Annotated in this window: 21 protein-coding genes; 3 read left to right on the top strand and 18 right to left on the bottom strand. The window is 65.3% G+C overall.

Going from position 1 to position 22597, the window contains the following annotated elements; translation table 11 throughout:
* Positions 1–10 precede the first annotated feature (10 nt).
* From M2341_RS02210 to ectA, 10 genes are all read right to left on the bottom strand, one after another.
* On the bottom strand, positions 11–1081 hold the full coding sequence (locus M2341_RS02210) for a hypothetical protein (protein ID WP_264584052.1): 1071 nt from the start codon (positions 1079–1081) through the stop codon (positions 11–13).
* 34 nt (positions 1082–1115) lie between these two features.
* A complete protein-coding gene (locus M2341_RS02205) occupies positions 1116–2588 on the bottom strand; it encodes an FAD-dependent oxidoreductase (RefSeq protein WP_264584051.1) in 1473 nt (490 codons plus the stop codon).
* 80 nt (positions 2589–2668) lie between these two features.
* Complete coding sequence (locus M2341_RS02200; protein WP_264584050.1) at positions 2669–5569, bottom strand: TonB-dependent receptor plug domain-containing protein; 2901 nt, start codon at positions 5567–5569, stop codon at positions 2669–2671.
* A 179-nt stretch (positions 5570–5748) separates the two neighbouring features.
* Positions 5749–7095 (bottom strand): MFS transporter, encoded by a 1347-nt coding sequence (locus tag M2341_RS02195; RefSeq protein ID WP_264584049.1) that lies wholly within the window; start codon positions 7093–7095, stop codon positions 5749–5751.
* Entirely contained in the window at positions 7092–8327 is a 1236-nt protein-coding gene (locus M2341_RS02190; RefSeq protein WP_264585969.1) for an MFS transporter, read from the bottom strand. The genes M2341_RS02195 and M2341_RS02190 overlap by 4 nt, the downstream gene beginning before the upstream one ends.
* 23 nt (positions 8328–8350) lie before the next feature.
* The gene (locus tag M2341_RS02185) at positions 8351–9787 is read right to left on the bottom strand and encodes an aspartate kinase (protein WP_264584048.1); all 1437 of its coding nucleotides are present in this window, start codon (positions 9785–9787) and stop codon (positions 8351–8353) included.
* Positions 9784–10704: an ectoine hydroxylase gene (gene thpD, locus M2341_RS02180; protein WP_264584047.1), complete on the bottom strand. Its 921-nt coding sequence runs from the start codon at positions 10702–10704 to the stop codon at positions 9784–9786. The genes M2341_RS02185 and thpD overlap by 4 nt, the downstream gene beginning before the upstream one ends.
* A 32-nt stretch (positions 10705–10736) precedes the next feature.
* Positions 10737–11150 (bottom strand): ectoine synthase, encoded by a 414-nt coding sequence (locus M2341_RS02175; RefSeq protein ID WP_264584046.1) that lies wholly within the window; start codon positions 11148–11150, stop codon positions 10737–10739.
* 15 nt (positions 11151–11165) lie between these two features.
* Positions 11166–12476, bottom strand: a complete 1311-nt coding sequence (gene ectB, locus M2341_RS02170) for a diaminobutyrate--2-oxoglutarate transaminase (protein WP_264584045.1) — start codon at positions 12474–12476, stop codon at positions 11166–11168.
* The gene (gene ectA / locus M2341_RS02165; RefSeq protein WP_264572314.1) at positions 12473–12988 is read right to left on the bottom strand and encodes a diaminobutyrate acetyltransferase; all 516 of its coding nucleotides are present in this window, start codon (positions 12986–12988) and stop codon (positions 12473–12475) included. The genes ectB and ectA overlap by 4 nt, the downstream gene beginning before the upstream one ends.
* A 270-nt stretch (positions 12989–13258) precedes the next feature.
* Between ectA and M2341_RS02160 the strand changes: the two genes are divergently transcribed.
* Positions 13259–13753, top strand: a complete 495-nt coding sequence (locus M2341_RS02160; RefSeq protein WP_264585968.1) for a MarR family winged helix-turn-helix transcriptional regulator — start codon at positions 13259–13261, stop codon at positions 13751–13753.
* Between the two features lie 16 nt (positions 13754–13769).
* Here M2341_RS02160 and M2341_RS02155 read toward each other — a convergent pair whose 3' ends face one another.
* From M2341_RS02155 to M2341_RS02145, 3 genes are all read right to left on the bottom strand, one after another.
* Entirely contained in the window at positions 13770–16271 is a 2502-nt protein-coding gene (locus M2341_RS02155) for a PAS domain S-box protein (RefSeq protein ID WP_264584044.1), read from the bottom strand.
* A 300-nt stretch (positions 16272–16571) separates the two neighbouring features.
* The gene (locus M2341_RS02150; protein WP_181560836.1) at positions 16572–16874 is read right to left on the bottom strand and encodes a hypothetical protein; all 303 of its coding nucleotides are present in this window, start codon (positions 16872–16874) and stop codon (positions 16572–16574) included.
* A 102-nt stretch (positions 16875–16976) separates the two neighbouring features.
* A complete protein-coding gene (locus M2341_RS02145) occupies positions 16977–17936 on the bottom strand; it encodes an NAD(P)H-dependent flavin oxidoreductase (RefSeq protein ID WP_264584043.1) in 960 nt (319 codons plus the stop codon).
* 139 nt (positions 17937–18075) lie between these two features.
* On the opposite strand from M2341_RS02145, the gene M2341_RS02140 reads away from it, so the two are divergent.
* Positions 18076–18555 (top strand): hypothetical protein, encoded by a 480-nt coding sequence (locus tag M2341_RS02140; RefSeq protein ID WP_264584042.1) that lies wholly within the window; start codon positions 18076–18078, stop codon positions 18553–18555.
* Between the two features lie 21 nt (positions 18556–18576).
* Here the strand turns inward: M2341_RS02140 and M2341_RS02135 are convergent, their stop codons facing one another.
* Both M2341_RS02135 and M2341_RS02130 read right to left on the bottom strand, forming a co-directional pair.
* On the bottom strand, positions 18577–18822 hold the full coding sequence (locus M2341_RS02135) for a hypothetical protein (RefSeq protein WP_264584041.1): 246 nt from the start codon (positions 18820–18822) through the stop codon (positions 18577–18579).
* Positions 18823–18968: 146 nt separating this feature from the next.
* Positions 18969–19154 carry a hypothetical protein gene (locus tag M2341_RS02130; RefSeq protein ID WP_181561545.1) on the bottom strand — a complete coding sequence of 62 codons (186 nt, stop codon included), beginning with the start codon at positions 19152–19154 and terminating at the stop codon, positions 18969–18971.
* A 102-nt stretch (positions 19155–19256) separates the two neighbouring features.
* On the opposite strand from M2341_RS02130, the gene M2341_RS02125 reads away from it, so the two are divergent.
* A complete protein-coding gene (locus tag M2341_RS02125) occupies positions 19257–19928 on the top strand; it encodes a helix-turn-helix transcriptional regulator (RefSeq protein WP_264584040.1) in 672 nt (223 codons plus the stop codon).
* 12 nt (positions 19929–19940) lie between these two features.
* On the opposite strand, the gene M2341_RS02120 is transcribed toward M2341_RS02125, so the two are convergent.
* The 3 genes from M2341_RS02120 to M2341_RS02110 form a co-directional block, all read right to left on the bottom strand.
* A complete protein-coding gene (locus M2341_RS02120; RefSeq protein WP_264584039.1) occupies positions 19941–20699 on the bottom strand; it encodes a class I SAM-dependent methyltransferase in 759 nt (252 codons plus the stop codon).
* Complete coding sequence (prfB, locus tag M2341_RS02115) at positions 20699–21826, bottom strand: peptide chain release factor 2 (RefSeq protein ID WP_264584038.1); 1128 nt, start codon at positions 21824–21826, stop codon at positions 20699–20701. Before prfB ends, M2341_RS02120 begins: the two co-directional genes overlap by 1 nt.
* 120 nt (positions 21827–21946) lie before the next feature.
* On the bottom strand, positions 21947–22498 hold the full coding sequence (locus tag M2341_RS02110; RefSeq protein ID WP_264584037.1) for a DUF2062 domain-containing protein: 552 nt from the start codon (positions 22496–22498) through the stop codon (positions 21947–21949).
* Between the last annotated feature and the right edge of the window lie 99 nt (positions 22499–22597).

The following is a 22597-nucleotide window of genomic DNA, read 5'->3' as shown; positions in this document are numbered from 1 at the left end:
CCGCGCGTGATCATTTGAAAGTCACCCGCGCCACCGCAATCCCCTTCTCGCCGGAGACGGCATAATAGAGATAGATGCGGCCATCGTCGTTGAGAAGGCCGGGATCGCGCAAGGCATGCTCCGCGCCCGTCGCCATGCCCCCGCGCGAGGAGACCAAAGGCAGATTGGCGCCTTCAAAGGCCTTTTCCGGGCGCATCACTTCCGTTGGCGTCGAGGCTGTCCACTCCGACCAGTCGGGCCGCAGATCGACGCTGGCATGGAGGATGCGCTCGGGCGAGTCCCCTACATTGGTGTAGAAGACATGCAGCGTGTCGCCGATGCGGGTCACGCCGGCATGACGCATCTCATCGAGAATGCGCGGGCCGGCTTCGAACGGCGGCAGGAGCGATGCGGACCGGAAGAACTGGCCACTGCGCAGCCAGACCGGATAGGCGCTCGCCTTGTCGGCCATGCCCAGGCCGTAGCTGCTGCCCTTGTAGCTGAACACGCGAATATAGGGCGCCCCGAACGCGCCGGACGCAGCAGTAAAGCTCAGACCATCGGGCGAGGTCGCAACGAAGCTGCGCTGGGCATAGGGCCGGCCGCCATAGTCGCCACCGGGCATCTCGGTGGCGCCATGATAATAGAGCACGATCCGCTTATTCTCTTCATCCACGACGGCATCGGGAGACGAGATGTGGTGCAGTGCCGAGGTCTGCTCCAGCCGCAATGTGCCATCCTTATAGACGGTCCAGGGGCCTTCGGGCCGATCGGCATAAGCCAGGCGGATATAGCCGCCGCGGTGATGGCCGAAATACATATAATATTTGCCGAGCGGATTCTTGATCCAGCTCGGCACCCGGATCACCGACGGGCCGTTGATATTGTTGCCTAGATCGCCTTCCAGCCCCGGCATGTCTGGATAGATGACGGGGCCTGAGCCAATGCGCTCAGCCACCACAGCCGAGACTTTGACACTCTCGGTCGAGCGCGATGTCGGCGCCTGAGCCGTCGCGGGAGAGGCGCCGGCGAGGATCGAAGAGATCAGGAGACCGGCCAGCAACCCGGCATATGTTCGCTTCGTCCTGTTACCGCTGCGCATCTCTCTGATCCTCTCCATTGTCTCTATGGGCGCGTCAGGCCGGCCGGCTGGCCGCCTGCGCTGTCTGGCTCATCTCACCGGGCTGGTCATGCAGGAACACGCCCTGCCTGCGCAACTCTGCCTGCAGGCTGGTCACATCGAGCACGCGCGGCTGGACGCCGGCGTTCACGGAAAGCGCCGCTGCGGCGCCAGCGGCCTGTCCGGTCAGCCAGCATTGCGGGATTTCGCGCATGAAGCCATGCGAGTTGGCATCGCAGCTGATGTGCTTGCCGCCAGCCAGCAAGCCATCCAGCTTGCGCGGCACGAGCGCGCCGTAGGGCACCGAGATCACCGGATATTTGAGGCTGACCGAGGGGCTGACCCCGACCTCGTCAGGCAGCGCAATGCCATCGGCCCACTGGCTGCGCAGGATCTTGCCCATGCCGGCCAGACGCCTTGTGTGCCGCACGCCAAGCTGCGAGCCGCTCTGCAGCATATAGCATTGCTCGAACCCCGGCGCATGGGCGAGGAAGAATTCGCAATGCGTCTGCATGAACCGGTGCGAGCGGATCTCCAGCTCGGTCTGGTCGTCGACATCCAGCGCCGACAGGCCGGACTGGCGTGGGCCGAGGAACAGCGCGATGTCGTTGCGCCAGGAGACATAAGGCGGCTGGAAGAAGCCGAGCCGCTCACGGCCGAGCTTGGCGAACTCGGCATATTGCTCGGGCTCATTGGCGCGGAACGCCAGCCAGCGGTCCATGTCCACACCGCCCAGCATGAAGCCGGTGTTGGCGCTGTGGTGGACGTCGCCTTCCTCGATATCGGTGTCGAACTCGGCGCCGGCGCGCGCGAAGATGTCGCCATCGCCGGTGGTATCGACCACCACCTTGGCCCGCAGCGCCTGACGCCCGGCCTTGGATTCGAACACCACGCCCTCGACCTTGCCGTCGGCGACCATCGGCACCGCCGCCCAGCTGTGGAACACCAGCCGCACGCCGGCTGCCAGCAGCATCTCCTGACTGATCAGCTTCAACCGCTCGGGATCGAGCGTGGGCGACCAGCAGACCGTGCCGTGGAACGCGGCAGTGCGCTGGCCCCAATAGCTCGCCTTCTTGGGATCGCGCGAGCCCCAGTCGGCGCGCGGCGGCCCGGCAAGGCCCGCTGCGGGCAGGCGCCCGAGCACATCATTGGCAAAGCCCTGGATGACCTGGCGGCCGGTCCAGTCGGTCATCCGGTCGATCCAGATGACGAGGCCGCCCGTGGAAAGGCCGCCGAGGTGATTATAGCGCTCCATCAGCACCACATCGGCCCCGGCCTGCGCTGCCGCCCAGGCCGCCGCCGTGCCCGAAGGCCCGCCGCCGACCACCAGCACGTCGCAGCTATGATACACCGGGATCTCGCGCGCGGGCTCGACCCAGGTCCCCGTGCCATTGGCCCGCGGCAGCACCCGACCACCCGTCTCGAACACGTCAGAGGCCAGAAAACGATCCTCCGACTGGCGAACTTCCTGAACTTTAGGTCTGTCCATAATCGGCGAACCATATCCTTTCTGGGGAGGGATGGCGCTGCGGGCGCCATCCCATGAGTGTTGGTGAAGCGCGGGCGCCCTTACATCTTGAACCGCAGACCGACGCGGAATGCGCGCCCGACCTGATCGAACAAGGGCGATGCCTGGTCCGGGAAGGGCGGTGCGACGTTGAAGATGTTGTTCAGGCGAATGAACATCTCCCGGCTCCGATCGGCGTCCCGCGAGACATCGACCGTGAACGTCGCGTTGGTGTAGAAGGTGTTCTTCGTATCGTTGAAGTTGATGCTGTTCAGCGTGCCGGTGCCGACAACGAAATCATTGTCGATCTTGCCGCCCTGCAGCCAGCGCAGGTCCAGCGTGCTCGTCAGGCGGCCCAGTTCATGCGTAACGAGGCCGGACACGCGCCAGTGCGGCGTCACATATTCGCCCGCCCGTTCTTCCGTGCTGGCGGTGGACACGGCCGTGGTGGCCAATGTGTCCAGATATGTCCCCAGCAGGCGAATGGAGAGCGAGCCGGCACCCTGACCGAAGATATTCTCCAGCGAGGAGCGATAGGCGGCTTCGAAGTCGACGCCCTTGGTCTTCAGGCGATCCAGATTCTCGAAGCGGACCGTCACACCGGTGATGTCGCCGGCCGGGGCGCCGCCAGAAGTCGTGACGAGGCCGCAGAAGTCGGAAATGCCGTCCACATAACAGCGCTCGAGCACCTCGTTCGCCGAGATCGTCCCGATCACGCCCTTGATGTCGATATCGTAATAATCGACCGAGAGACGCAGGCCGTCCAGCCAGCGGGGCTGATAGACGATGCCCGCCGTGAGCGTATCGGCCTTTTCGGGATCGAGATTGGGGTTGCCCAGAGATGCGACCTCGACGGTGTAGTTGGTCGACCGGCGCGGATCGCGAATGTTCTGGCGCGCCACCGTCGTCGGCGCGAACAGCTCGGCAAAATTGCCGGCCCGGATGTCGCGGGACCGCGTGGCGCGAAGCCGCAGTTCGCTCGACAATTCCCACGTGCCGCCGACCTTCCAGGTCGTGACGCCGCCCGATGTGCTGTAGTCCGTGTAACGCGCGGCGAGGTTGAGATCGAACGAGCGAATGAACGGCAGATCCTTCAATAGCGGGATCGCCAGTTCGCCGAACACTTCCTTCACATTATAGCTGCCGGAGATCGGCTGGCGCGCGCCGCTTTGCCACTGGCCGGCCTGCGAAATGGCGTCCACCGTCGCATCGATCGACTCTTCGCGATACTCCGCGCCGAACGCGGCGTTGATCGGGCCGGCCCAGCCCTCGAACAGCGCGCCATTGGCGCTGAACGCCGCCACTTGCTGCTTGGTGATGAGGTCGAAACGCGACGTGCCGGTGATGTAGGCAATGGCTTCCTGCGAGGGCGATCCAAAGCCGAAGAGATTGAGCGGTGCGCACGCCGGGTCGTCATTGAGCGGATTGGCATCGGCATTCACGCGGCAGACGATGTTGCTGCCGGAGCGCACGGCGTCAATCGCCTTGCGATAATTGATCATGTTGATCTGGCCGACATACTCCTGGACGAAGTGATTGCGGCCATATTGGTAATACGCATCGAACGACCAGTCCCCGAGCGTGCCTTCCACGCCGACGACACCGCGATAGACCGACGGCGAGCCGACATGTCCGCGCACGGCGCCCAGGCCCTGCTCGCGCAGGGAGCGGCCGAAGTTGAAGCAGGTCACACCGGCGGCAAGCGCACGCGTGCGGAAGTCGTCGCTCAGATAGGGGTTGGTGATCGGCACCAGCACATTGCCGGTCTGCCCGCCGGGAATGGTGGTCGCCGAACAGGTGGGATTGCCGGTGACGGAGCCCTGCTGGCGCGGCTCGGCGAAATAGCCATTGGTGATCGACCGCGCGAAGCTGCCTTCCGCAAACAGAGTGAGGTTGTCGACCACCTCATAGGAGACGCGGGCCATCGCCGAATAGCGCTCGACCGGCTGCTGGAGGTTGCCGCCCGGATTGATGATCTCGGTGTAGTTGCTCGTGCCGCCGATCATCCGGTTGCCGAAGACTTCGCCATAGCCGAACTGGCCGGTCTGCTGCCCCGGCAGGAAGGTCGTGCCACGCAGCGGGCCGCTGGTGATCAGGCCACCTTCCCACAGGTCGGTGCGGCGCACATCGTCCGCGTAGATGGTCGCAGGCAGGCCATTTTGCGCATAAGCCGAGTTGCCGGCGACGCCACGGCTCACCCAGGGGCGCGGGCGATAAGGCGTCTGGCCAATGCCCTCATTCTTGGAATATTCGCCGCCGATCAGAATATGGCCGCGCCCGCCGCCAAAGCTGGTTCCAGCCGCTAGGCCAGCCAGCACGTTCTGGGCATCGCCATATTGCGAAATGCCGCTCTGAACCGTGCCCTCGACGCCTTGGAGTTTGGACTTGAGAATGAGGTTGATCACGCCGGACACGGCGTCCGATCCCCAGGATGCCGAAGCACCGCCGGTGACAACTTCCGTGCGTTCAATGAGGATGGCCGGGATGACGCCGAGGTCGACCGTGCCCTCCGGCGCAGTCGCGACATGGCGGCGGCCATCGACCAGCACCAGCGTGCGCTGCGCGCCGACATTGCGCAGATCGGCAACCACCGTCGCGGATGACAAGGCCCGCGCAACGCCGTTGCCGGTCGTCGAAAAGGCCGGGATGAGGCGGAGCGCGTCATCGACCCGCGTCGGTGCCACGGACTGAATCTGCGCGGTGCTGATGACCGAGGTCGGCGTCGGCGCCGTGAAGCCGCTCGCCTGAATGCGTGAGCCGGTGACGACGATGTCCTGATCGGCCGCTGCGCCGGCAGAAGACGCCGCGCCGGCGACTTCCGGCTGCGCGCTTGTAACCTGGGCTGTCGCCGGCTCGGCGGCATCGTCGCTCACCTGCGCCAAGGCGCCGCTGAGGGGGCACAGCATTGCCGCAATGCAAACGCCCAAATGGAACCGCGAACGGGCTGCGCTGATAGCTTTCATCTGATCCTCTCCCTGCTCAAGCTCTTATTGCGCATCGCCAGAACGAAGACCCGAACCAGCGGAGCTGGGTTCGACACGATTCCCGTCGGGGCTGAGCGCGATAGGATCTGCGGTACGCGCGAGAGGGCCAGATCAGAAGGCCATGTAGCTTTGGCGGTGCATTCTCGATTCGAGAATGCTCAAAGGCGCGTCGGCGTCCCGGCGCGGTCACCGCGAGCAAAAACATCTTCGTGAAGCGAGCGGCCCGCCGTTTCCGGCATGAAGCGCAAGGCAACCAGCCCGACCAGACAGGCCAGCATCATATAGAAGGCCGGCATCAGCTCGTTCCCGGTCAGCGTGATCAGGCCGCTGCCGATGGCCGGCGCCGTGCCACCGAAGATGGAGGTGGACACATTATAGGCGATGGCGAAGCCGGCAAAGCGCGCGGCGGTCGGGAAAAGCGCGGGGAATGTCGCCGAAATCGTCGCCAGCTGGGGCACATAGAGGAGGCCGAGGAGCACGAATGCAATCGTGGCGCCGAGGAAGCCTGTGCCCATGAGCAGATAAAGCGGCACAACACAGACCAGCAGGCCGATGAGCGAGAAGCGCCACATCGGCTTGCGCCCGATCCGGTCCGAGAGCGACCCGGCAAAGGGCAGGAACAGCATCATGAACAGCATGCCGACAATCGGGACGATCAGCGCATGTTGCGCGGTGAGGCCGATGCGCCGCTCGAGATAGGTCGGCATGTAGCTGAGCAGCGTATAGTTGACGACATTGAGCGCCACGACCAGTCCGCCCACGACCAGCATCGGGCGCCAGTGGCTGTGCATGAGCTGGCGGAGCGAAACCGAAGGCCGCGCTTCGCTCTCATGAGCGCGGAAAACCGGCGTGTCCTCCATGCGCGAGCGCAAATACATGCCGACCAGCCCCATCGGCCCCGCCACAAGGAACGGAATGCGCCAGCCCCATTCATACATTTGCGCCTCCCCGAGCAGCATCGAGAAGCTGAGCATGAGGATCGCGCCGAAGGAGAAGCCCGCCAGCGTGCCGAATTCGAGAAAGCTGCCGTAAAAGCCGCGCCTTTTGTCCGGCGCATATTCGGCCATGAAGGTCGCCGCGCCGCCATATTCGCCGCCGGTCGAGAAACCCTGCACCATCCGCAGCAGGATGAGCAGCGCGGGCGCCCAGAGGCCGATGCTGGCATAGGACGGGATGAGCCCGACCGCGAGCGTGGCGCCCGACATCAGCAGAATGGTGAATGCGAGCACCGACTTGCGCCCCAGCCGGTCACCCAGCGGTCCCCAGAACAGCCCGCCGAGCGGACGCACCAGAAAGGAGATGGCGAAGGTCGCGAGCGCGAACAGCACCGCATCATCCAGATCGCCCGGGAAGAGCGCAGCCGAGATATAGGTCACCCCATAGGCGTAGATGCCGTAATCGAACCATTCGGTGGCGTTGCCCAATGCCGAGGCCGCGATCGCGCGGCGCAGCGTGGCAGTCTCGACCGGCTGGTCGGGGGAGGCTGATAGCGAGGGAGCGGTCATTCGGTGTGTCCGTCGACAGTGTTGGGGTCCAGCAGCGAGGCCATGGGGGTGGTGCGCGGGACGATCTGGAAATCCTGCTGGTCGGGCGCCGGCACAGGCGGCGTCGAGGCCTGCCGCCAGAGGCCGAAAGCGAGCGTCAGGCCCGCGCACAGCGCGATGAAGAAGAACAGGCCGCCCACGGGCGCCGCGCTCATCAGCAGCGCCGCACCCAGCGGACCGGCGGCAGCACCGGCCGAGTAGAGCAGCACCAACCGCCCGCTCGCCGCGACGCGCTCGGCGGCCAGCAACCGGTCGTTGCAGTGCGCGACGCAGAGCGGATACAGCGCAAAGCTCAGCCCACCGAACAAGGCGCCGAGCACCAACAGGTCGAGCCCTCGCGATGCCAGCATGGCGAGCATCAGGCTGACGACCAGCGTGGCGGTGAAGCAGCCGACGATCACGCGCCGCCGATCCAGCCGGTCGGACAGGCGGCCCAGCGGCCATTGCAGCGCCACGCCGCCGAGGATGACAATCATCATGAAGGTGGCCGTCGCGCTCAGGTCCAGCCCCAGCCGCCGTACATGGACTGCCGCCATGCCGTAAAAGGCGCCAAGCATCAGGCCCGTCGCCACTGCACCGACCGTGCCCAGCGGCGAGGCGGCGTAGAGTCCTCGTATCGTGAACGCTTCCGCATCGACCGGCGCCGGCGCGCTGCTGCGGGTGAGGCAGAGCGGAATGATCGCCAGCGAGATGAGAATGGACGCGAGCAGAAACGGCGCGGCCGGCAGCGTGCCACTGGCACCGAGCAGCAGCTGGCCTACTGCCTGCCCGAGATAGAGCGCGACCATATAGGCAGCGAGGATGCTGCCGCGCGTCTCCATCTCCGCCCGATCGTTGAGCCAGCTTTCGAGGCAGATGAAGACCCCGGCGACGCACAGGCCATCGATCAGGCGCAGGCCTGCCCAGAACGGCGCGGACTGGATCAGGGCATAAGAGAGCGTGCTCGCCGAGAGCAGCGAGACGAACACCGCAAAGGCGCGGATATGCCCCACCCGCCGGACGATCTCGCCGGCCCGAAGCGCGCCGACCACCAGCCCGGCGAAATAGGCCGTGGCGACCACGCCGATCACGATCGTTCCCGCCCCGGCCCGCTCCAGTCGCAGGCTGATCAGCGTCGACAAAAAGCCACTGCCCGCCATCAGCATGAAGATGGCGAGCAGGAGGCTGCGGACGGGCTGGATCGCGGCGAGCATCAGGGGTGGAGCAGCGCGCGGGTTCAAGCCGCGCGCCGGTCCTCCGTCATGGCCGCGTCATCCTCCACCAAGGCGCGGTGGAGAGCGCCGACGGCGGTCTCATAATCCTCGACAGCGACGATGAACTGCACGTCGACATTGCGGATCTGGTGCTGCATCGCGATGATCGGCACGCCTTCATCCGCGAGCGCGCGCAAGGCATCGGCCAGCAGCCCCGCCCGCGAGATGTCGCTGCCAATCACCGAGACGATCGCCACCGGCTGGGCGGAGATCGCGGCATCGGGGTAGCGTCCCTGCAGATCCGCGATCACGCGCTTCACCGTCGGGGCGTCCGTCGAGAGATAATGGGTGATGGTGTTGGCATTAGAGGCCTTGCTGACGATCCACGCGCCATGGCGAGTCAACGCCTCGAGGATCGCGGCGTCATAGCCCTTCACCCCGACCATATCCTGCTCGAAGAACTGCAGGGCCTGCGCCTGGCGCACGCCGGTCACGATTTCAACGCGCGGCGTATCGGAGACATATTTGCCGCAGATGAGCGTGCCGCCATCCTCCCGGTCGAAGGTATTGCGCACGCGCAGCGGGATCTCCGTCTGACGCAAGCCCCGCCCGGCGCCGGGGTGAATGGCCTCCATGCCCAGATTGGCGAGCTGATCGGCCACGTCATAATTGGTGCGGCCGATCTTGCGGGCCTTGTCCGTCCCGACGAGGCGCGGGTCGGCGCTCGAAAGGTGGAATTCCTTATGGATGACCGCTTCGCGTGCGCCGGTCAGCACCGCGATGCGCGAGAAGGTCATTTCCGAATAGCCACGGGCATAGAGCCGCACCATGCCCTCGCTGCATCCGGCATAGCCGGTCACGATCGGCAGCGTGTTGCTGAGATCGATGGACGCGAAGGCCTGCAGGATGCGCTCATCCAGTTCGCGCATGTCCTGCTGGTCCCACAAGGTGAGATCGACGAACGCGGCGTTGACGCCCCGGTCGCGCAGCAGCAGCGCCGTCGAATGCGCGCTGTGCGCCTCGCCGAGGCCAGCGAGCAGCTCGCGCACCGTCACCAGCTGCTCCTTGAGGCAGAAGCGGCCGTGACTGCGCAGCCGCGCCAGATCATCGAGGCAGGCGGCGACGGTGGCGATCCGCATCTCGACAAAGGCGTCCGCTTCGGCGAGGCTTTCTTCGCGCACGAACATCCCGGCGTTTCGCGTCTTCATCGCGTCGCGCACCGCATCCATGGCGTGGCGACAGCCATCGGCATCGTCATCCGCGACGAAGCGGGCATAGACCCCCGGCTCGCCGCTCTTCTTGTGCTCCAGCAGCAGGTCGGTCATGCCGGCATAGGCCGAGACGACGAAGATGCGGTTGTAGAGATCGGCGCCCTTGCGGCCGGCGATCAGCACATTGTCGAACAAAGTCGTTGTGGCGGCCATGGATGTGCCGCCGATCTTTTCCACACTATGGCTCATGCCAGCGCCTCCTCCATCAACGGTCCCTTCACAGGCGTGATCGCCTGCGGCTCGCCCCGCGCGGCGATGAAGGCCGGGCGCGGCGTCTCGACGCCGAAGGGCGCGACCAGCCGGTTGCAGACGGCATTGTAGACGAGAAAGGCATTGGCGCGCGGGAATGGCGTGATGTTGCCGTTCGATCCGTGCATGATGTTGCAGTCGAAGATCACCACGGATCCGGGCTTGCCGGTCGGCGCCACGATGCCGAACGTGTCAGCCAGCTCGGCGAGATTGTCCTCGTCCGGCACGCCATATTCCTGGCGTTTGAGAGACTGGCGATAATGGTCCTTCGGCGTTTCACCGACGCAGGTGAGGAACTGGCGATGCGATCCGGGGATCAGCATTAGCGGGCCATTATGCGGCGTGTTTTCGGCCAGCAGCACGGACATGGACAACGCCCGCATGCGCGGCATCCCGTCTTCCACATGCCAGGTTTCGAAATCGCTGTGCCAGTAGAATTCCTTGCCGCGAAAGCCGGGCTTATAATTGAGCCGGGACTGGTGGATGTACACCTCATCCCCTAGCAGGAAGCGGGCGACCTCGGCCAGGCGCGCATCGGCGGCCAGCCGCCCGAGCACCGGGCTTTGCGCGTGGATGCGGAAGATGGAGCGGATCTCGCGGCTGCCCGGCTCGCTGATCACCGTTTCGTCTTCCAGCGCATCAGGATCGGCCAGCAGCTTGCCGGCGTGGCGCTGGAGGAACGCGACTTCCTCGTCGGAAAACAGGTCTTCCAGCACCAGATAGCCGTCGCGGTCGAAGCGCTCGGCCTGTGCACGGCTGATGGGTGCGTCCTCGTTCCAGTCGCTATGAACGACGGGGTCGAGGCGCGGCGAAAAGGCCGCCACGCTATCGTGGCGGGATGGGTAGAGGTCTTGCATGCTTCTCCCCCTTCTAATGGTTGAAAGGTAGTTCAGTCGGCGAGCGCGGGCTCGCGCGGGGCGCTGGTGTCGGCGGGATAGGCACCATGTTCGTCATGGACTTCCTTGCCGGTCACCGGCGGATTGAAGGTGCAGGCGCACAATATGTCCGTCTCCGGGCGCACGATGTGCCGGTCATGGTCGTTGAGGGCGTACATGACGCCGGGCGAGAGCTTGTGCGTGATGCCTGTGCCCAGATCCTCGATGGTGCCGGTGCCCTTGAGGACCAGCACCGCCTCCAGATGGTTCTGGTAATGCATGTGCAGTTCCTCGCCCGCGTGCATGGTGGTGACGTGGAAGGAAAAGCCCATATCGTCATCCTTGAGCAGGAGGCGTGCGCTCTCCCACCCCTTGGACTTCACGTTGCGGTCCGTCTTGCGGATGTCCTGCAGCTTGCGAACGATCATATTGCGTATCTCCTCTTACTCTGCGGCGACGCCATAAGGGACGCTGAGCGCGGACCGGATGCTCTCCTCGAGAATGTCGAGGCCGGCCGACAGCACGTCGTCCTCAATCACGAGAGGCGCGAGCACCTTCACGATCTCGTCATGTGCACCGCTGGTTTCGATGATGAGCCCCTGCGCAAAGCAGGCGGCGGTGATGGTTTCGGCGACCTCGCCCGAGCCGACATCGATGCCGCGCATCATGCCGCGACCGCGGGTGGAAAGGCCATGTTCGGCGGCCATCGCCTCCAGCCGCCGCTCCAGCAGTGCGCCGCGCCGGGCAATGTCCTGCTGGAATGTGTCGTCGCTCCAGAAATGGCGAAGCGCGGCCGTGGCGGTCACGAAGGCATGGTTGTTGCCCCGGAAGGTGCCATTATGCTCGCCCGGCGACCATTGATCGAGCGCGGGGCTGAACAGAGTGAGCGCAAAGGGCAGGCCCATGCCGGAGAGCGATTTCGCCATCGTCACGATGTCCGGCGTGAAGCCCATGCCTTCGAAGCTGAAGAAGTTGCCGGTGCGCCCGCAGCCCGCCTGAATATCGTCGATAATCAGCAGCGCGCCGTGGCGCTTGGCGATCGCCGCGATCTTGCGCAGCCATTCCGCCGACGCGACATTGAGCCCGCCCTCGCCCTGCACCGTCTCGACCAGAATGGCGGCCGGCGCATCGAGACCGCTGGACGGATCGGACAGACGGCGTTCCAGCAGCTCGGCCGTGTCGACGTCCGGCCCATGATAGCCATCATAGGGCTCATGCGCGACATGGCTCAGCGGCACGCCGGCGCCACCGCGCTTGGCGGCATTGCCGGTGCAGGCCAGCGCGCCCAGCGTCATGCCATGGAAGCCGTTGGTGAACGCGATCACCATCTCGCGACCGGTGATCTTGCGGGCCAGCTTGATCGCCGCCTCGACCGCATTGGTACCGGTCGGCCCGGTGAACATGGCCCGATAATCCAGCCCGCGCGGGCGCAGAATGATCTCCTCCAGCGCAGCGAGAAAATCCGCTTTCGCATCAGTGTGGAGGTCGAGGCCGTGGGTGATGCCGTCGCTGGCGACATAATCGACCAGAGCGCTTTTGAGCACCGGATGATTATGGCCGTAGTTGAGCGTCGAGCAGCCCGAGAGGAAGTCGAGATAGCGCCCCCCCTGATTGTCGTGCATCCAGACGCCCTGCGCCCGGTTGAACTGGCGCGGCATGGAGCGCGCATAGCTGCGCACGCCGGATTCCCGCCGCTCGTAAATGGCGGTGTCGGGCTTGCGGGCCGTGGGGTGGGGCAAGATGTTGGCGGTCATGCTGTCAGCGTTCCTTCTTCTGTTGCGGCTGCCAGATGAGGCAGCGGGCCGAGGCGCGCCTGCCACTCGGTGGCGTGCGCTCCGGCAAAATGTGGCTCGCGCTCAAAGCGCGCGGTCTTCTCGATGGGGACGTTCCACCGCCGCGCCAGTCCTTCGAACAGCGCCCAGGATGCGCGGTTATCCTGCGTGATCGTGGTCGTGATGTGGGTCACACCATGCTGCTGCGGGCGCGCCAGCAAGGCCTCGATCATCCGGCCTGCGAGGCCATGGCCCCGCATGGCGGCGGCGATGGCCACCTGCCAGACGAACAACGTCTCGGGCGATTGCGGCACGCGATAGCCAGACACCCAGCCCACCAGGGCGCCATCGCATTCCGCGACGGCACAGCTGTCGGCGAAATCGGTGCATTGCAGGAGGTTGCAATAGGCGGAGTTCGCATCCAACGGCGGTGATGCGGCAATCAGGGCACTGACGGCAGGCCCGTCCGTGGCGGCGGGCTTTCGAAGCGAGATAGATCGCCCCTCGCGATCTAAAAAGTGCGCAGAAGCCCTTGGCGGCTCAAGAGCCGCTGTAGCTTGTCGATCAAAGATTGTTTATCTCCCGAATTATCTTTTCTGAGACGCGACGCTGTGCAGAGCGTCGTTCAGCGCCATATATGGCACTTATCTCGCTCACTTCAACCGGAAGAGGCAAATTTTAGTTCATCTGATAAAGTATATGCCCACCCACTCCCGTCGTTCCGGCGAATTGGCGTGGGGCGCGCCTTGCGCTATCGACACGGCATGAACCTCGATATTGCTTCATCCACTTTGCGCGCCTTGCGACGGATTCTGCGCGCCACGGAGATCGGCAGCCGCCAGCTCGCCACGGCCACGGGCCTCACCCCCTCGCAACTGCTGGTGCTGCGGGAAATCGCCGCCGCCCCCTCCGCCACGCCAAGCGCGATTGCCCAATCGCTGCAGTTCAGCCAGGCCACCATCACGGCGATCGTCGACCGCCTTGTCGCCTTGGGATTTGTCCAGCGGGAGCGCAGCGAACGCGACAAGCGGCAGTTCCATCTGCATGTTCTGGCGGCGGGAGAAACCGCTCTCGCAGAAGCGCCCGATCCCGTCCAGGCGACCTTTACCGAGCGCTTTTCAGCTCTGCCCGTCTGGGAACAGGCGATGGTCCTCGCCGCGACCGAGCGCCTCGCCATGTTGATGGACGCCGAACATATCGACGCAGCGCCTTTGCTCGACAGCGGCCCGATCGACCGGGCGCGGCCGCATTCGTCCTGAGCGCTGATCCCGGCGCTTACAGAGCCTGCCGGACTTCCGCCATTGCACGGGCGATGGCCGCCTTCAGTTCACCCTGCGAGAAAGGCTTGCCCAGCTTGAGGACGTTAAGGCCGCTATCCGTCGGCACCTCGCCATAGCCAGTGGCGAGGATGATCGGCAGGCGGATGTCCTCGGCCATGAGCTGCATGGCAAGCTGCACGCCGGTCATGTTCGGCATGGCCTGATCGGTGACGAGCAGGTCGATGCCCGGATTGTCCCGCAAGATCTTGAGAGCATCGGCCGCGCAATCGGCCTCCCACACCTGATGGCCGAGGTCTTCCAGGAACGCTGCCGTGTTCATCAGGATGAGCGGATCATCGTCCACGGCGAGAATTTTGAGCGGGCGAACCGTGCTGTCCGCAGACAGCGCCGGCTCCGCCTCCCATGCCGGCCGGTTGGCATCGTCGCTGGAAACAGGGAACCAGAGCGCCGCCGTCGTCCCGATGCCGGGCGCGCTCGTCAGGGTAAAGGTGCCCCCGAGCTGGCGCACGAGGCCATGGATCATCGACAGGCCAAGGCCCGTCCCCTTGCCGACACCCTTGGTGGTGAAGAATGGCTCGGTCGCCCGCGCCAGCGTCTCGGCATCCATCCCCGTGCCCTGGTCTATGACCAGAATGCGCACATAGCTGCCCGGCGCGAGTTCGGCCGATTCGCCCGGCGCGATCCGCTTGGTATCTGTCTCGATCCTGATCGCGCCGCCATCGGGTGAGGCATCGCGCGCATTCACCAGCAGGTTGAGCAGCGCCATCTCGATCTGGTTGGGATCGGCGACGATGAACGGGCCGTCCGCAACGCCATGAAATTCGAGCGGCCAGAGCGGCCCCAGCGTCCGCTGCGCCAGTTCCTTGAGCCCGTCGAGCAGCGAGGAGACGTTGACCGGTTCGGGCGAAAGGTCCTGCCGCCGCGCAAAGGCCAGCATGCGCTGGGTCAGTGCGGCGCCGCGCTCGGCGCCCTGCTGGGCATTGTCGAGGAGCCGCTTCGACATGGGGTCATCGGGGATCCGCTTGCCGAGCAGCGAGAGGCTGCTCGTGATGGCCATCAGCAGATTGTTGAAATCATGCGCGACGCCGCCGGTCAGCTGGCCGATGGCTTCCATCTTCTGGCTCTGCCGCAGCGCCTCCCGCGCCGCTTCGAGTTCCGCATTACGAGCCTTGGTTTCGCTCAGGTCACGGCCGACGGCGACGAAGTTCACGCCATCGGGCTCGGGCGCGACGGTCCACTCGATGTGCTTCCATCCCCCATCCCGCGTCGCGATGCGGTTCTCGAACCGCGTCGGCTCCCCGGTTTGGGCCATGCGCTCAATGGCTTCCAGCGTCGGTGGCATGTCTTCGGGATGCATGAAGGTCGCGTAACCGCGGGTGAGCAGTTCGGCTTCCGTCCAGCCGAGAACCTGCGTCCAGGCGGGGCTCACGGCCGACATCATACCGGTGAAATCGGCGCGCGCGAGCATATCCTGCGACAAGGTCCACAGACGGTCCCGCTCCGAGCGCGCGCGTTCCACGGCAACCTTGACGCGTTCACCCACCTCCTGGACGAGCGTTTCTTCCTCCGCCGTCCAGACGCGCGGCGTGGCGTTCTGGACCGCGAGCAAGCCCACCCACTGCTTTTCCTCGAACAGCACCACATCCACAAAGGCGCCGACCTCGCGCGCGCCAAGGCCGGCCTTTGCCTCGGCGCTCAGGCGCGCGTCGGCCTGCACATCGCGCACCACCACGGGCGTGCCGACGCGATACGCGTTCAGCAGATCCGGGCCGAAGGCTTCGAGCGAATGTTCGCCGACGATCGATCCGACACCGCGATGATGATCGCGCTCGACGGTCATGCGGCCGTCGGTGATTTCCGCGTAGAACACCCGGCTGGCCGAGAGATACGCCCCAAGGCGTTCCGCCGTCAGGGCAATGACGTCGGCCGGCGTGGTCAAAGGGCGCAACGCGTCGGACAGCGACATCAGGAATTCGGTCTTGCGCTCAGCCGCAACGCGTTCGGTCGTTTCGGCGAGAATGCAGATGACGCCCGCCGGTTGGCCCTGCTCATCGAGCACCGGCGAATAATCGAGGTCCATCCACACCTGCTCGGGCCGGCCGTGGCGGTGCAGCGTCAATTCCTGATCGCGATAATGGAGCGTCTTGCCGGCCAGCCCGACCTTCATGACATTGTCGTTGAAGTCGGCGACCTCGCCCCATCCTTCCCGAACATTGGAACCCAGAAGCTCGGGGTGGCGCCCGCCCGCGAAGCCGGAATAGGCGTCGTTATACAGCATGACGCCTTCCTCGCCCCACAACATCACGATCGGCACCTGCGAGCGAAGCAGCAGCGAAACGGCGCATTTGAGGCAGGGCGCCCAGTCTTCGATCGGACCGAGTGGCGTGGCGCTCCAGTCCCTGTCCCTGATCAACGCAGCGCACTCGCCCCCGCCAGCCAGGAAGGCCAGATCGGCAGAGGCCAGATGTTGAGCGCGCGCAGGCATATTCTGGAGCATTCGTATCGAGATCCTATCGAGGGCCGCCCGCGAGATTTTGCCATCTGCGCCGATACGCCAAGGTCTGACGGTTTATCTCACCACCTACGGTCGCGAAATGCCATTTTGTACAGAGTCTGCCCAGCGCTTTAACAGACGGCAAGCCTGTGCCCGCATCGGTCTGGAAACAGAGAGAAATCTGACAGCACCCTGCAATGAAGAGGCGCCAGAAATCGCGGGCTCTGCAGCGGTATCCGACTCAGATGAGCGTAGACGGGACGAAGTCCTTACGGCGCACGCCCGTTGCGGGTTCGCCCAGACTCAGTCCGCGTCGATCATGAAAAGCGTGTTTTCCCGATATTTCGGGTCCATGCGGTCGAACAGCGGGTGGACATCGAACGTGGTCTCAAGAACGTCCAGTTCGCTCAGGCCCGCCAGATTATAGCTGCCGACCTTGGGTTCGCGCGGCTCGGCGCCGTCGCGGGTGATGGTGATGGCATCGATGAAGTAGCTGTCGTTGCGCTTGTAGAGCACATGCGGCGCGAGCACGAGCGCCAGCTTGTTGTAGCGGGCGGAAAGACAGCGACGCAGCGCGATCGCTTCAAAGATGCGACTATTGTCCATGGCCGGGCCATTGGCCGGTTTGTCGCCGATTATCAAGGCCCATGGCGTGTTTTGCCCGGCGGGCGCGTGGCGCGCCGTACAGCCCGCGCACCGTGCGCGCCTTCACGATGCGCAAAGGCGGCGTCGCGCATCCTCATATTCCGCGGCGAATCGCGCGATGAGTGTAGCGGCCGGCACCACGCCGGTGACCGCGCCAATGCCCTGGCCTGCGCCCCAAATGTCCTTCCACGCCTTGGCGCCTGTCGCTGCAGCGAAGTCCATCGCCGAGGGATCGCTGGCGGGCAGCGCGTCGGGGTCGAGCCCCTGTGCGACGATGGACGCGCGCAGATAATTGCCGGAGACTCCCGTGAAGTAATCCGAATAGACGATGTCCGCCGCCTGCCCGTCCACGATGCCCTGCTTGTAGGCGGCGCTGGCCCGCGCTTCCGCCGTGGCGATGAAGGCCGAGCCGATATAGGCAAAGTCCGCGCCCATCGCCTGCGCGGCAGCGATGCCGCTGCCCGTGGCGATGGCGCCGGACAGGGCGATCGGCCCGTCGAACCACGCCCGCGTCTCTGCCACCAGCGCGAAAGGCGACTGGCTGCCGGCATGGCCGCCTGCGCCCGCCGCCACCAGGATCAGGCCATCCGCGCCCTTTTCGACCGCCTTGTGAGCGAAGCGCTGATTGATGACGTCATGGAAGACGAGGCCGCCCCAGGCCTTCACCGCCGCATTCACCTCCTCATTGGCGCCCAGCGAGGTGATGATCAGCGGCACCTTGAAGCGGGCGCAGATCGCAAGATCCTCCATCAGGCGCGGGTTGGAGCGATGAACGATGAGATTGACGGCAAAGGGTGCGGCCGGCGCCTCGGGATGGGCGGCATCATGCGCCGCGAGTTCGGTGACGATGCGCTCCAGCCAGTCCTCGAGCCGGTCTGGCGCGCGCGCATTCAGCGACGGCATGGCACCGATGATGCCCGCCTTGCACTGCGCGATCACCAGATCGGGATTGGAGATGATGAACAGCGGCGCGCCGATGACGGGCAGACGCAAACCACGGCGAAGGCTCTCGGGAACGGACACCAGTTTCTCCTCTCCCGCCCGGCCTGACATGGCGGCCTGCACCCGTCAATGCCGGCGAAAATCACATCGTTACCGTTTCATTTACCATCTGCACGCTACCGCTACGGCAGGGCCAATCGAGGCCAAGGGGGTAAGCGGCATGGGACAGACAAGAACGATGCGGGCAGGCCTGACATGGGCCGCGCCGGATGTGACGAGCTTGCTGGCGCGGTTGTTCGGCCGCACGAGTCGCGCGCAGGTATCGGCTCAGGGTCAGGCTGCACCCTCCGCATGGAGCCCAAGGCCGGCGCCTCGCCTTCGTAAGAACGACGACCTACCCGCCACTCCGGATGTTGCGGAGACAGCGCCGACGCCGCGCCGCCCGGCCCTCATGCTCGTCACCGAGACCAACGCGCTGCCCGCATGGGCGTCGTTCAGCGCGGTCATGCCAGCGCCGCTCAGCGATCTGGTGGTCAGCGCGCTGGCCGCCGCGCACTGGCCCCGCGCCCGCCCGATAAGCGATGATGCAGCCATCCGCGTCGCCAGCGATGCGACGGAGGAGGACTCCGCCGCGATGCAGGCTGCGCTGAGCGAGGCGCTCGCCCGCCTGCGCGCACTGACCATCCAGTCCCGCCACTGACAAAGCCGCACCGCACGCCAGTCACCAGTCCTCAATCGTGAGGACCGCCAGCACCATCTCCACCCGGCCATGCTGCCCATCCATCACGGAATCGACCGCCAGATCGACGACGATATGATGGACGAGGGCGATCTCTGCGTCCGGCAACGTCTTGGTCAGCACCGTCGCCCTGTCCCACGCATCCGGACCTGCGAGGTGCAGCACGATCCGATGCTGCGCGCCGATGAACGTCGCGCTGCACCAGGGGCGCTGTCCGCCATCCTCCACAGCACAATCTTGGCCTGCCAGCGCCTGCAAAGCAGCCAGCAGACGGCCGTGACAATCGCGCCGCGTGCTGCGAGCTGGGGCGGCCTTGCGAGGCAACGAGCTGGCCATGGCAGACGAACGAGCCGGCCTGGATCTCAACAGCGCTCTCATTGCGCACCTTCTTCATAAATGTTCATGAAATGTTCTACACGGCGCCGCGTGCGTTCGGAGGGTTCACGCCCCCGACGCAGATCATGCACGAAACGGGGATCGCGCACGCATTCGCGACCGAAACGGGTTGCCGCCATGCCTGTGCGGCGCAGGAACAACTCTATGGATCTCAGAACCGTCATCGCCAACCGAACCTCCTCACTGGACTCGACAATAGGAAGACCCCTAGGTTCTAAAGTTATTTCCTACTTGTCTAGGAAAATTCCTATGTGTAGTGTTCCGCAATGGACAGCGTCGATGCGAGAGCCAATCTGGAACGGCTGATTCAGGAGCGCGGGGAAAGCTATGGCAGCATTTCCCGCCTGCTCGGTCGCAATCCGGCCTATATTCAGCAGTTCGTGAAGCGCGGCTCGCCCCGCAAGCTGGACGAGGCCGATCGCCAGCTGCTCGCCCGCTTCTTTGGCGTCGAGGAGGCGCTGCTCGGCGGCTCTTCAGCACTGACGCCCAACCCGATGAGACACAGCGCACCCCTGCCGCGCGGGCTCATCGCAGTTCCCCGACTCGCTCTCGGCGCCTCTGCCGGCCTTGGCGCGCTGGTCGAGGATGAGGCGGCGGCCGGCGCGCTGGCCTTCGACATGCGCTGGCTGAGGGCCTTGGGCGGCCAGCCCGATCAGCTCTCCATCATCCGCGTCGATGGCGAGTCGATGGCTCCCACGCTCAGCGATGGCGACGACATCATGGTCGATCGGGCCGACGGCATCGATCGGCTGCGCGATGGCATTTACGTGCTGCGCATGGATGATGTGCTGATGGTCAAGCGCGTCGCGCTCGCGCCCCGCCGCGGGCTCTTCTCGATCCGCAGCGACAATCCGCTCTACCCCACATGGGAGGATGTCGACCCCGCCCTCGTCAATATCGTCGGTCGCGTGATCTGGGCCGGGCGCCGGGTGGGCTGATCGCCTCGCCCGCTATCCGGGTCGACCGCGGCGCGCCAAGCGGCACGGCCTGATTTCGCTCGGCTCGACACGGCGTTCGCCGGGCTCGAAACGCGCCAGATAGCCGCCCGCCGCCGTCCGGCCTTCCATGCCGACGAAGCGGAAGCCGATCGCCTCGAACTCGCAGCGCAGCAGTGCCGGCGGCGTGCCATGATGCTCGGTCGGGCGATCGATATCGACCACCACCACCTGCCCGCCGGGCTTGAGCGCAGGATAGAGCCGCCAGAGAAAGGCGTAGGGCTCGGCAATCTCATGATACATGTGCACCATCAGCACCCGGTCGAAGCTGTGCTCCGGCAGGCGCGGATCGTCCGGCGTGCCGAGCTTGACGCTGACATTGTCCCGATTCTCGCGGGTCACCCGCTGGCCGAGCTGGTCGATCACCTCGGCGATGATGTCCTGCCCGAGCACGCGGCCCCTCGGCCCCACGCGTGTGGCGAGCCGCACGGTGTAGTATCCCTCACCCGCGCCGATGTCGGCCACGGTCATGCCCGGCGCGATGCCGGCGCGGTCCATGATTTCCTCGGCCTCGTTGACCCGGTCGCGCGCCTCCTCCGTGGACCAGCGCGTCGAGATGATCGGCGCCACAGGCCGGTCGGCGCGGGGGAAGGCTTCGGCCGTGTCAGGCCGGCCACTGGACGCCGGCGCGAGCGAATCGCAGCCCGAAAGCAAGGCAGTGCCAAGCAGCAGGACCAGCGCGGCTGAGCGCCGCGCATCCCGCCCGCGCAGCATCAGTCGACATCCTCGACGTCGACCTTCTCCCCGGTCACCTTCTGGCTGAGCGCGGCCGCCATGAACGGATCGAGCGCGCCGTCCAGCACGTCATCGGGCGCGGTGGAGGTGACGCCGGTGCGCAGATCCTTCACCAGCTGATAGGGCTGCAGCACATAGGAGCGGATCTGGTGGCCCCAGCCGATCTCGGTCTTGGCCTGATAATCGGTGTTGGCTTCTGCCTCGCGCTTCTGCAGCTCCGCCTCATAGAGGCGCGCCTTGAGCATGTTCATCGCGGTGGCGCGGTTCTTGTGCTGGGAGCGGTCGTTCTGGCTCGCCACGATGATGCCGGACGGCACGTGGGTGATGCGGACCGCGGAATCGGTGGTGTTGACGTGCTGACCGCCAGCGCCGGACGCGCGATAGGTATCGATCTTGAGGTCGCTTTCCTTGATCTCGATCTCGATATTGTCGTCGATCACCGGATAGACCCACACCGAGCTGAACGAGGTGTGGCGCCGGGCGGAGCTGTCATAGGGACTGATCCGCACCAGCCGGTGCACGCCGCTCTCGGTCTTGGCATAGCCATAGGCATTCTCGCCCTTGAGCAGCAGCGTGGCGGACTTGATGCCGGCCTGTTCGCCCGCCTGATATTCGATCATCTCGACCTTGTAGCCGCGCTTCTCCGCCCAGCGCTGGTACATGCGCAGCAGCATCTCCGCCCAGTCCTGGCTCTCGGTGCCCCCGGCGCCGGCGTGGATTTCCAGATAGGTGTCGTTGCCGTCGGCCTCGCCGGAGAGCAGCGCCGTCACCTTGTCGCGGTCGGCCCGCTCAGCCAGCGCGGCGAGGCCGGCGACGCCCTCATTGGCCATCTCCTCGTCGCCCTCGGCATCCGCCATGTCGATCAGCTCGACGGTATCATTCATCTCGGATTCGATGGCCCGGGTGGCGTTGATGGCTGCGTCGAGCCGCTGGCGCTCGCGCATGACATCCTGCGCTGCCTTGGGATCATCCCACAGCGTCGGATCCTCCACGCGCGCGTTCAGCTCATCCAGGCGGCGCAGCGCGCGATCCCAGTCGAGGAACCGGCGCAGCAAATCCAGCGCTGCCTGAATGTGGTCGACATGGGCCTGCGCTTCGGCACGCATGAGAAATCTCCGTCAAGTCCGTGGCCAGATGGTGGGCCGAATGCAGCCCGATGCGACGCCGCTTCCCCCCGGTCAAGGGGCGAGAAGGCCGGCCTTGGCACAGCGGGCGGAAAGTTGCTCTCAGATCAACGACTGATCGCGCGGATCGGATGCGGCAGAATCGCCCTGCCGCGCGCGGCTGCGCTGCCGCCAACGATGGGCCACCCAGCCCCGCCAGCCGAGGTGGACGAGGAAGAAGCCGAGGATAGCTCCGACGATGGCGAACAGGAGAAGCCCCAGCGCCGTGGGCACCGCAAAATCCATCGCCTGGGCGCCTAAAGACCGAATCACCGCATCGCTGTTCGCGTTAAGACGGTCGCCCAACATGCCGTTCCCCAGCTTGTATGCAGCGAAGTAGATCGGCGGGAAGGTCAGAGGATTGGTGACCAAAGTCGCGCATGCGGCAGTCAGCACATTGGCCCGTGCGGAAATGGCGAGCATGGCCGCAACTGGCGTCTGCCCGAAGGGAATCAGGAAGCCCGCGAACAGACCCAGCGCGACCCCGCGTGCTGTCGACCGCCGGTTGAAATGCCAGAGCAGCGGGTGCGCGATGCGGTGCGCGAACGGCTTCATCCACCGATTCGATAGCAGGCTTTCGCGGGTCGGCAGGCGGCCGATCAACCAGCGCTTCAAGACGGGTCCTCCATGACAGGCGACCTGTCTATCCCATCAAGGCTGAGCATCGCGTGAACGCGGCGCACGAGGACGGGACAAGTAACGGGCCAGACAAGC

The organism is Sphingobium sp. B7D2B (assembly GCF_025961895.1).
Classification (GTDB): domain Bacteria; phylum Pseudomonadota; class Alphaproteobacteria; order Sphingomonadales; family Sphingomonadaceae; genus Sphingobium.
The sequence above is the reverse complement of the archived record's forward strand: the minus strand, read 5'-3'. Positions and strand labels throughout refer to the sequence as shown.

Bases quoted from the DNA above. Each gene is read 5' to 3' on its own strand.
- M2341_RS02210 (WP_264584052.1), bottom strand. From the start codon at position 1,081: ATGCGCAGCGGTAACAGGACGAAGCGAACATATGCCGGGTTGCTGGCC.
- M2341_RS02205 (WP_264584051.1), bottom strand. From the start codon at position 2,588: ATGGACAGACCTAAAGTTCAGGAAGTTCGCCAGTCGGAGGATCGTTTT.
- M2341_RS02200 (WP_264584050.1), bottom strand. From the start codon at position 5,569: ATGAAAGCTATCAGCGCAGCCCGTTCGCGGTTCCATTTGGGCGTTTGC.
- M2341_RS02195 (WP_264584049.1), bottom strand. From the start codon at position 7,095: ATGACCGCTCCCTCGCTATCAGCCTCCCCCGACCAGCCGGTCGAGACT.
- M2341_RS02190 (WP_264585969.1), bottom strand. From the start codon at position 8,327: ATGCTCGCCGCGATCCAGCCCGTCCGCAGCCTCCTGCTCGCCATCTTC.
- M2341_RS02185 (WP_264584048.1), bottom strand. From the start codon at position 9,787: ATGAGCCATAGTGTGGAAAAGATCGGCGGCACATCCATGGCCGCCACA.
- thpD (WP_264584047.1), bottom strand. From the start codon at position 10,704: ATGCAAGACCTCTACCCATCCCGCCACGATAGCGTGGCGGCCTTTTCG.
- M2341_RS02175 (WP_264584046.1), bottom strand. From the start codon at position 11,150: ATGATCGTTCGCAAGCTGCAGGACATCCGCAAGACGGACCGCAACGTG.
- ectB (WP_264584045.1), bottom strand. From the start codon at position 12,476: ATGACCGCCAACATCTTGCCCCACCCCACGGCCCGCAAGCCCGACACC.
- M2341_RS02160 (WP_264585968.1), top strand. From the start codon at position 13,259: ATGAACCTCGATATTGCTTCATCCACTTTGCGCGCCTTGCGACGGATT.
- M2341_RS02155 (WP_264584044.1), bottom strand. From the start codon at position 16,271: ATGCTCCAGAATATGCCTGCGCGCGCTCAACATCTGGCCTCTGCCGAT.
- M2341_RS02150 (WP_181560836.1), bottom strand. From the start codon at position 16,874: ATGGACAATAGTCGCATCTTTGAAGCGATCGCGCTGCGTCGCTGTCTT.
- M2341_RS02140 (WP_264584042.1), top strand. From the start codon at position 18,076: ATGGGACAGACAAGAACGATGCGGGCAGGCCTGACATGGGCCGCGCCG.
- M2341_RS02130 (WP_181561545.1), bottom strand. From the start codon at position 19,154: ATGACGGTTCTGAGATCCATAGAGTTGTTCCTGCGCCGCACAGGCATG.
- M2341_RS02125 (WP_264584040.1), top strand. From the start codon at position 19,257: ATGGACAGCGTCGATGCGAGAGCCAATCTGGAACGGCTGATTCAGGAG.
- M2341_RS02120 (WP_264584039.1), bottom strand. From the start codon at position 20,699: ATGCTGCGCGGGCGGGATGCGCGGCGCTCAGCCGCGCTGGTCCTGCTG.
- prfB (WP_264584038.1), bottom strand. From the start codon at position 21,826: ATGCGTGCCGAAGCGCAGGCCCATGTCGACCACATTCAGGCAGCGCTG.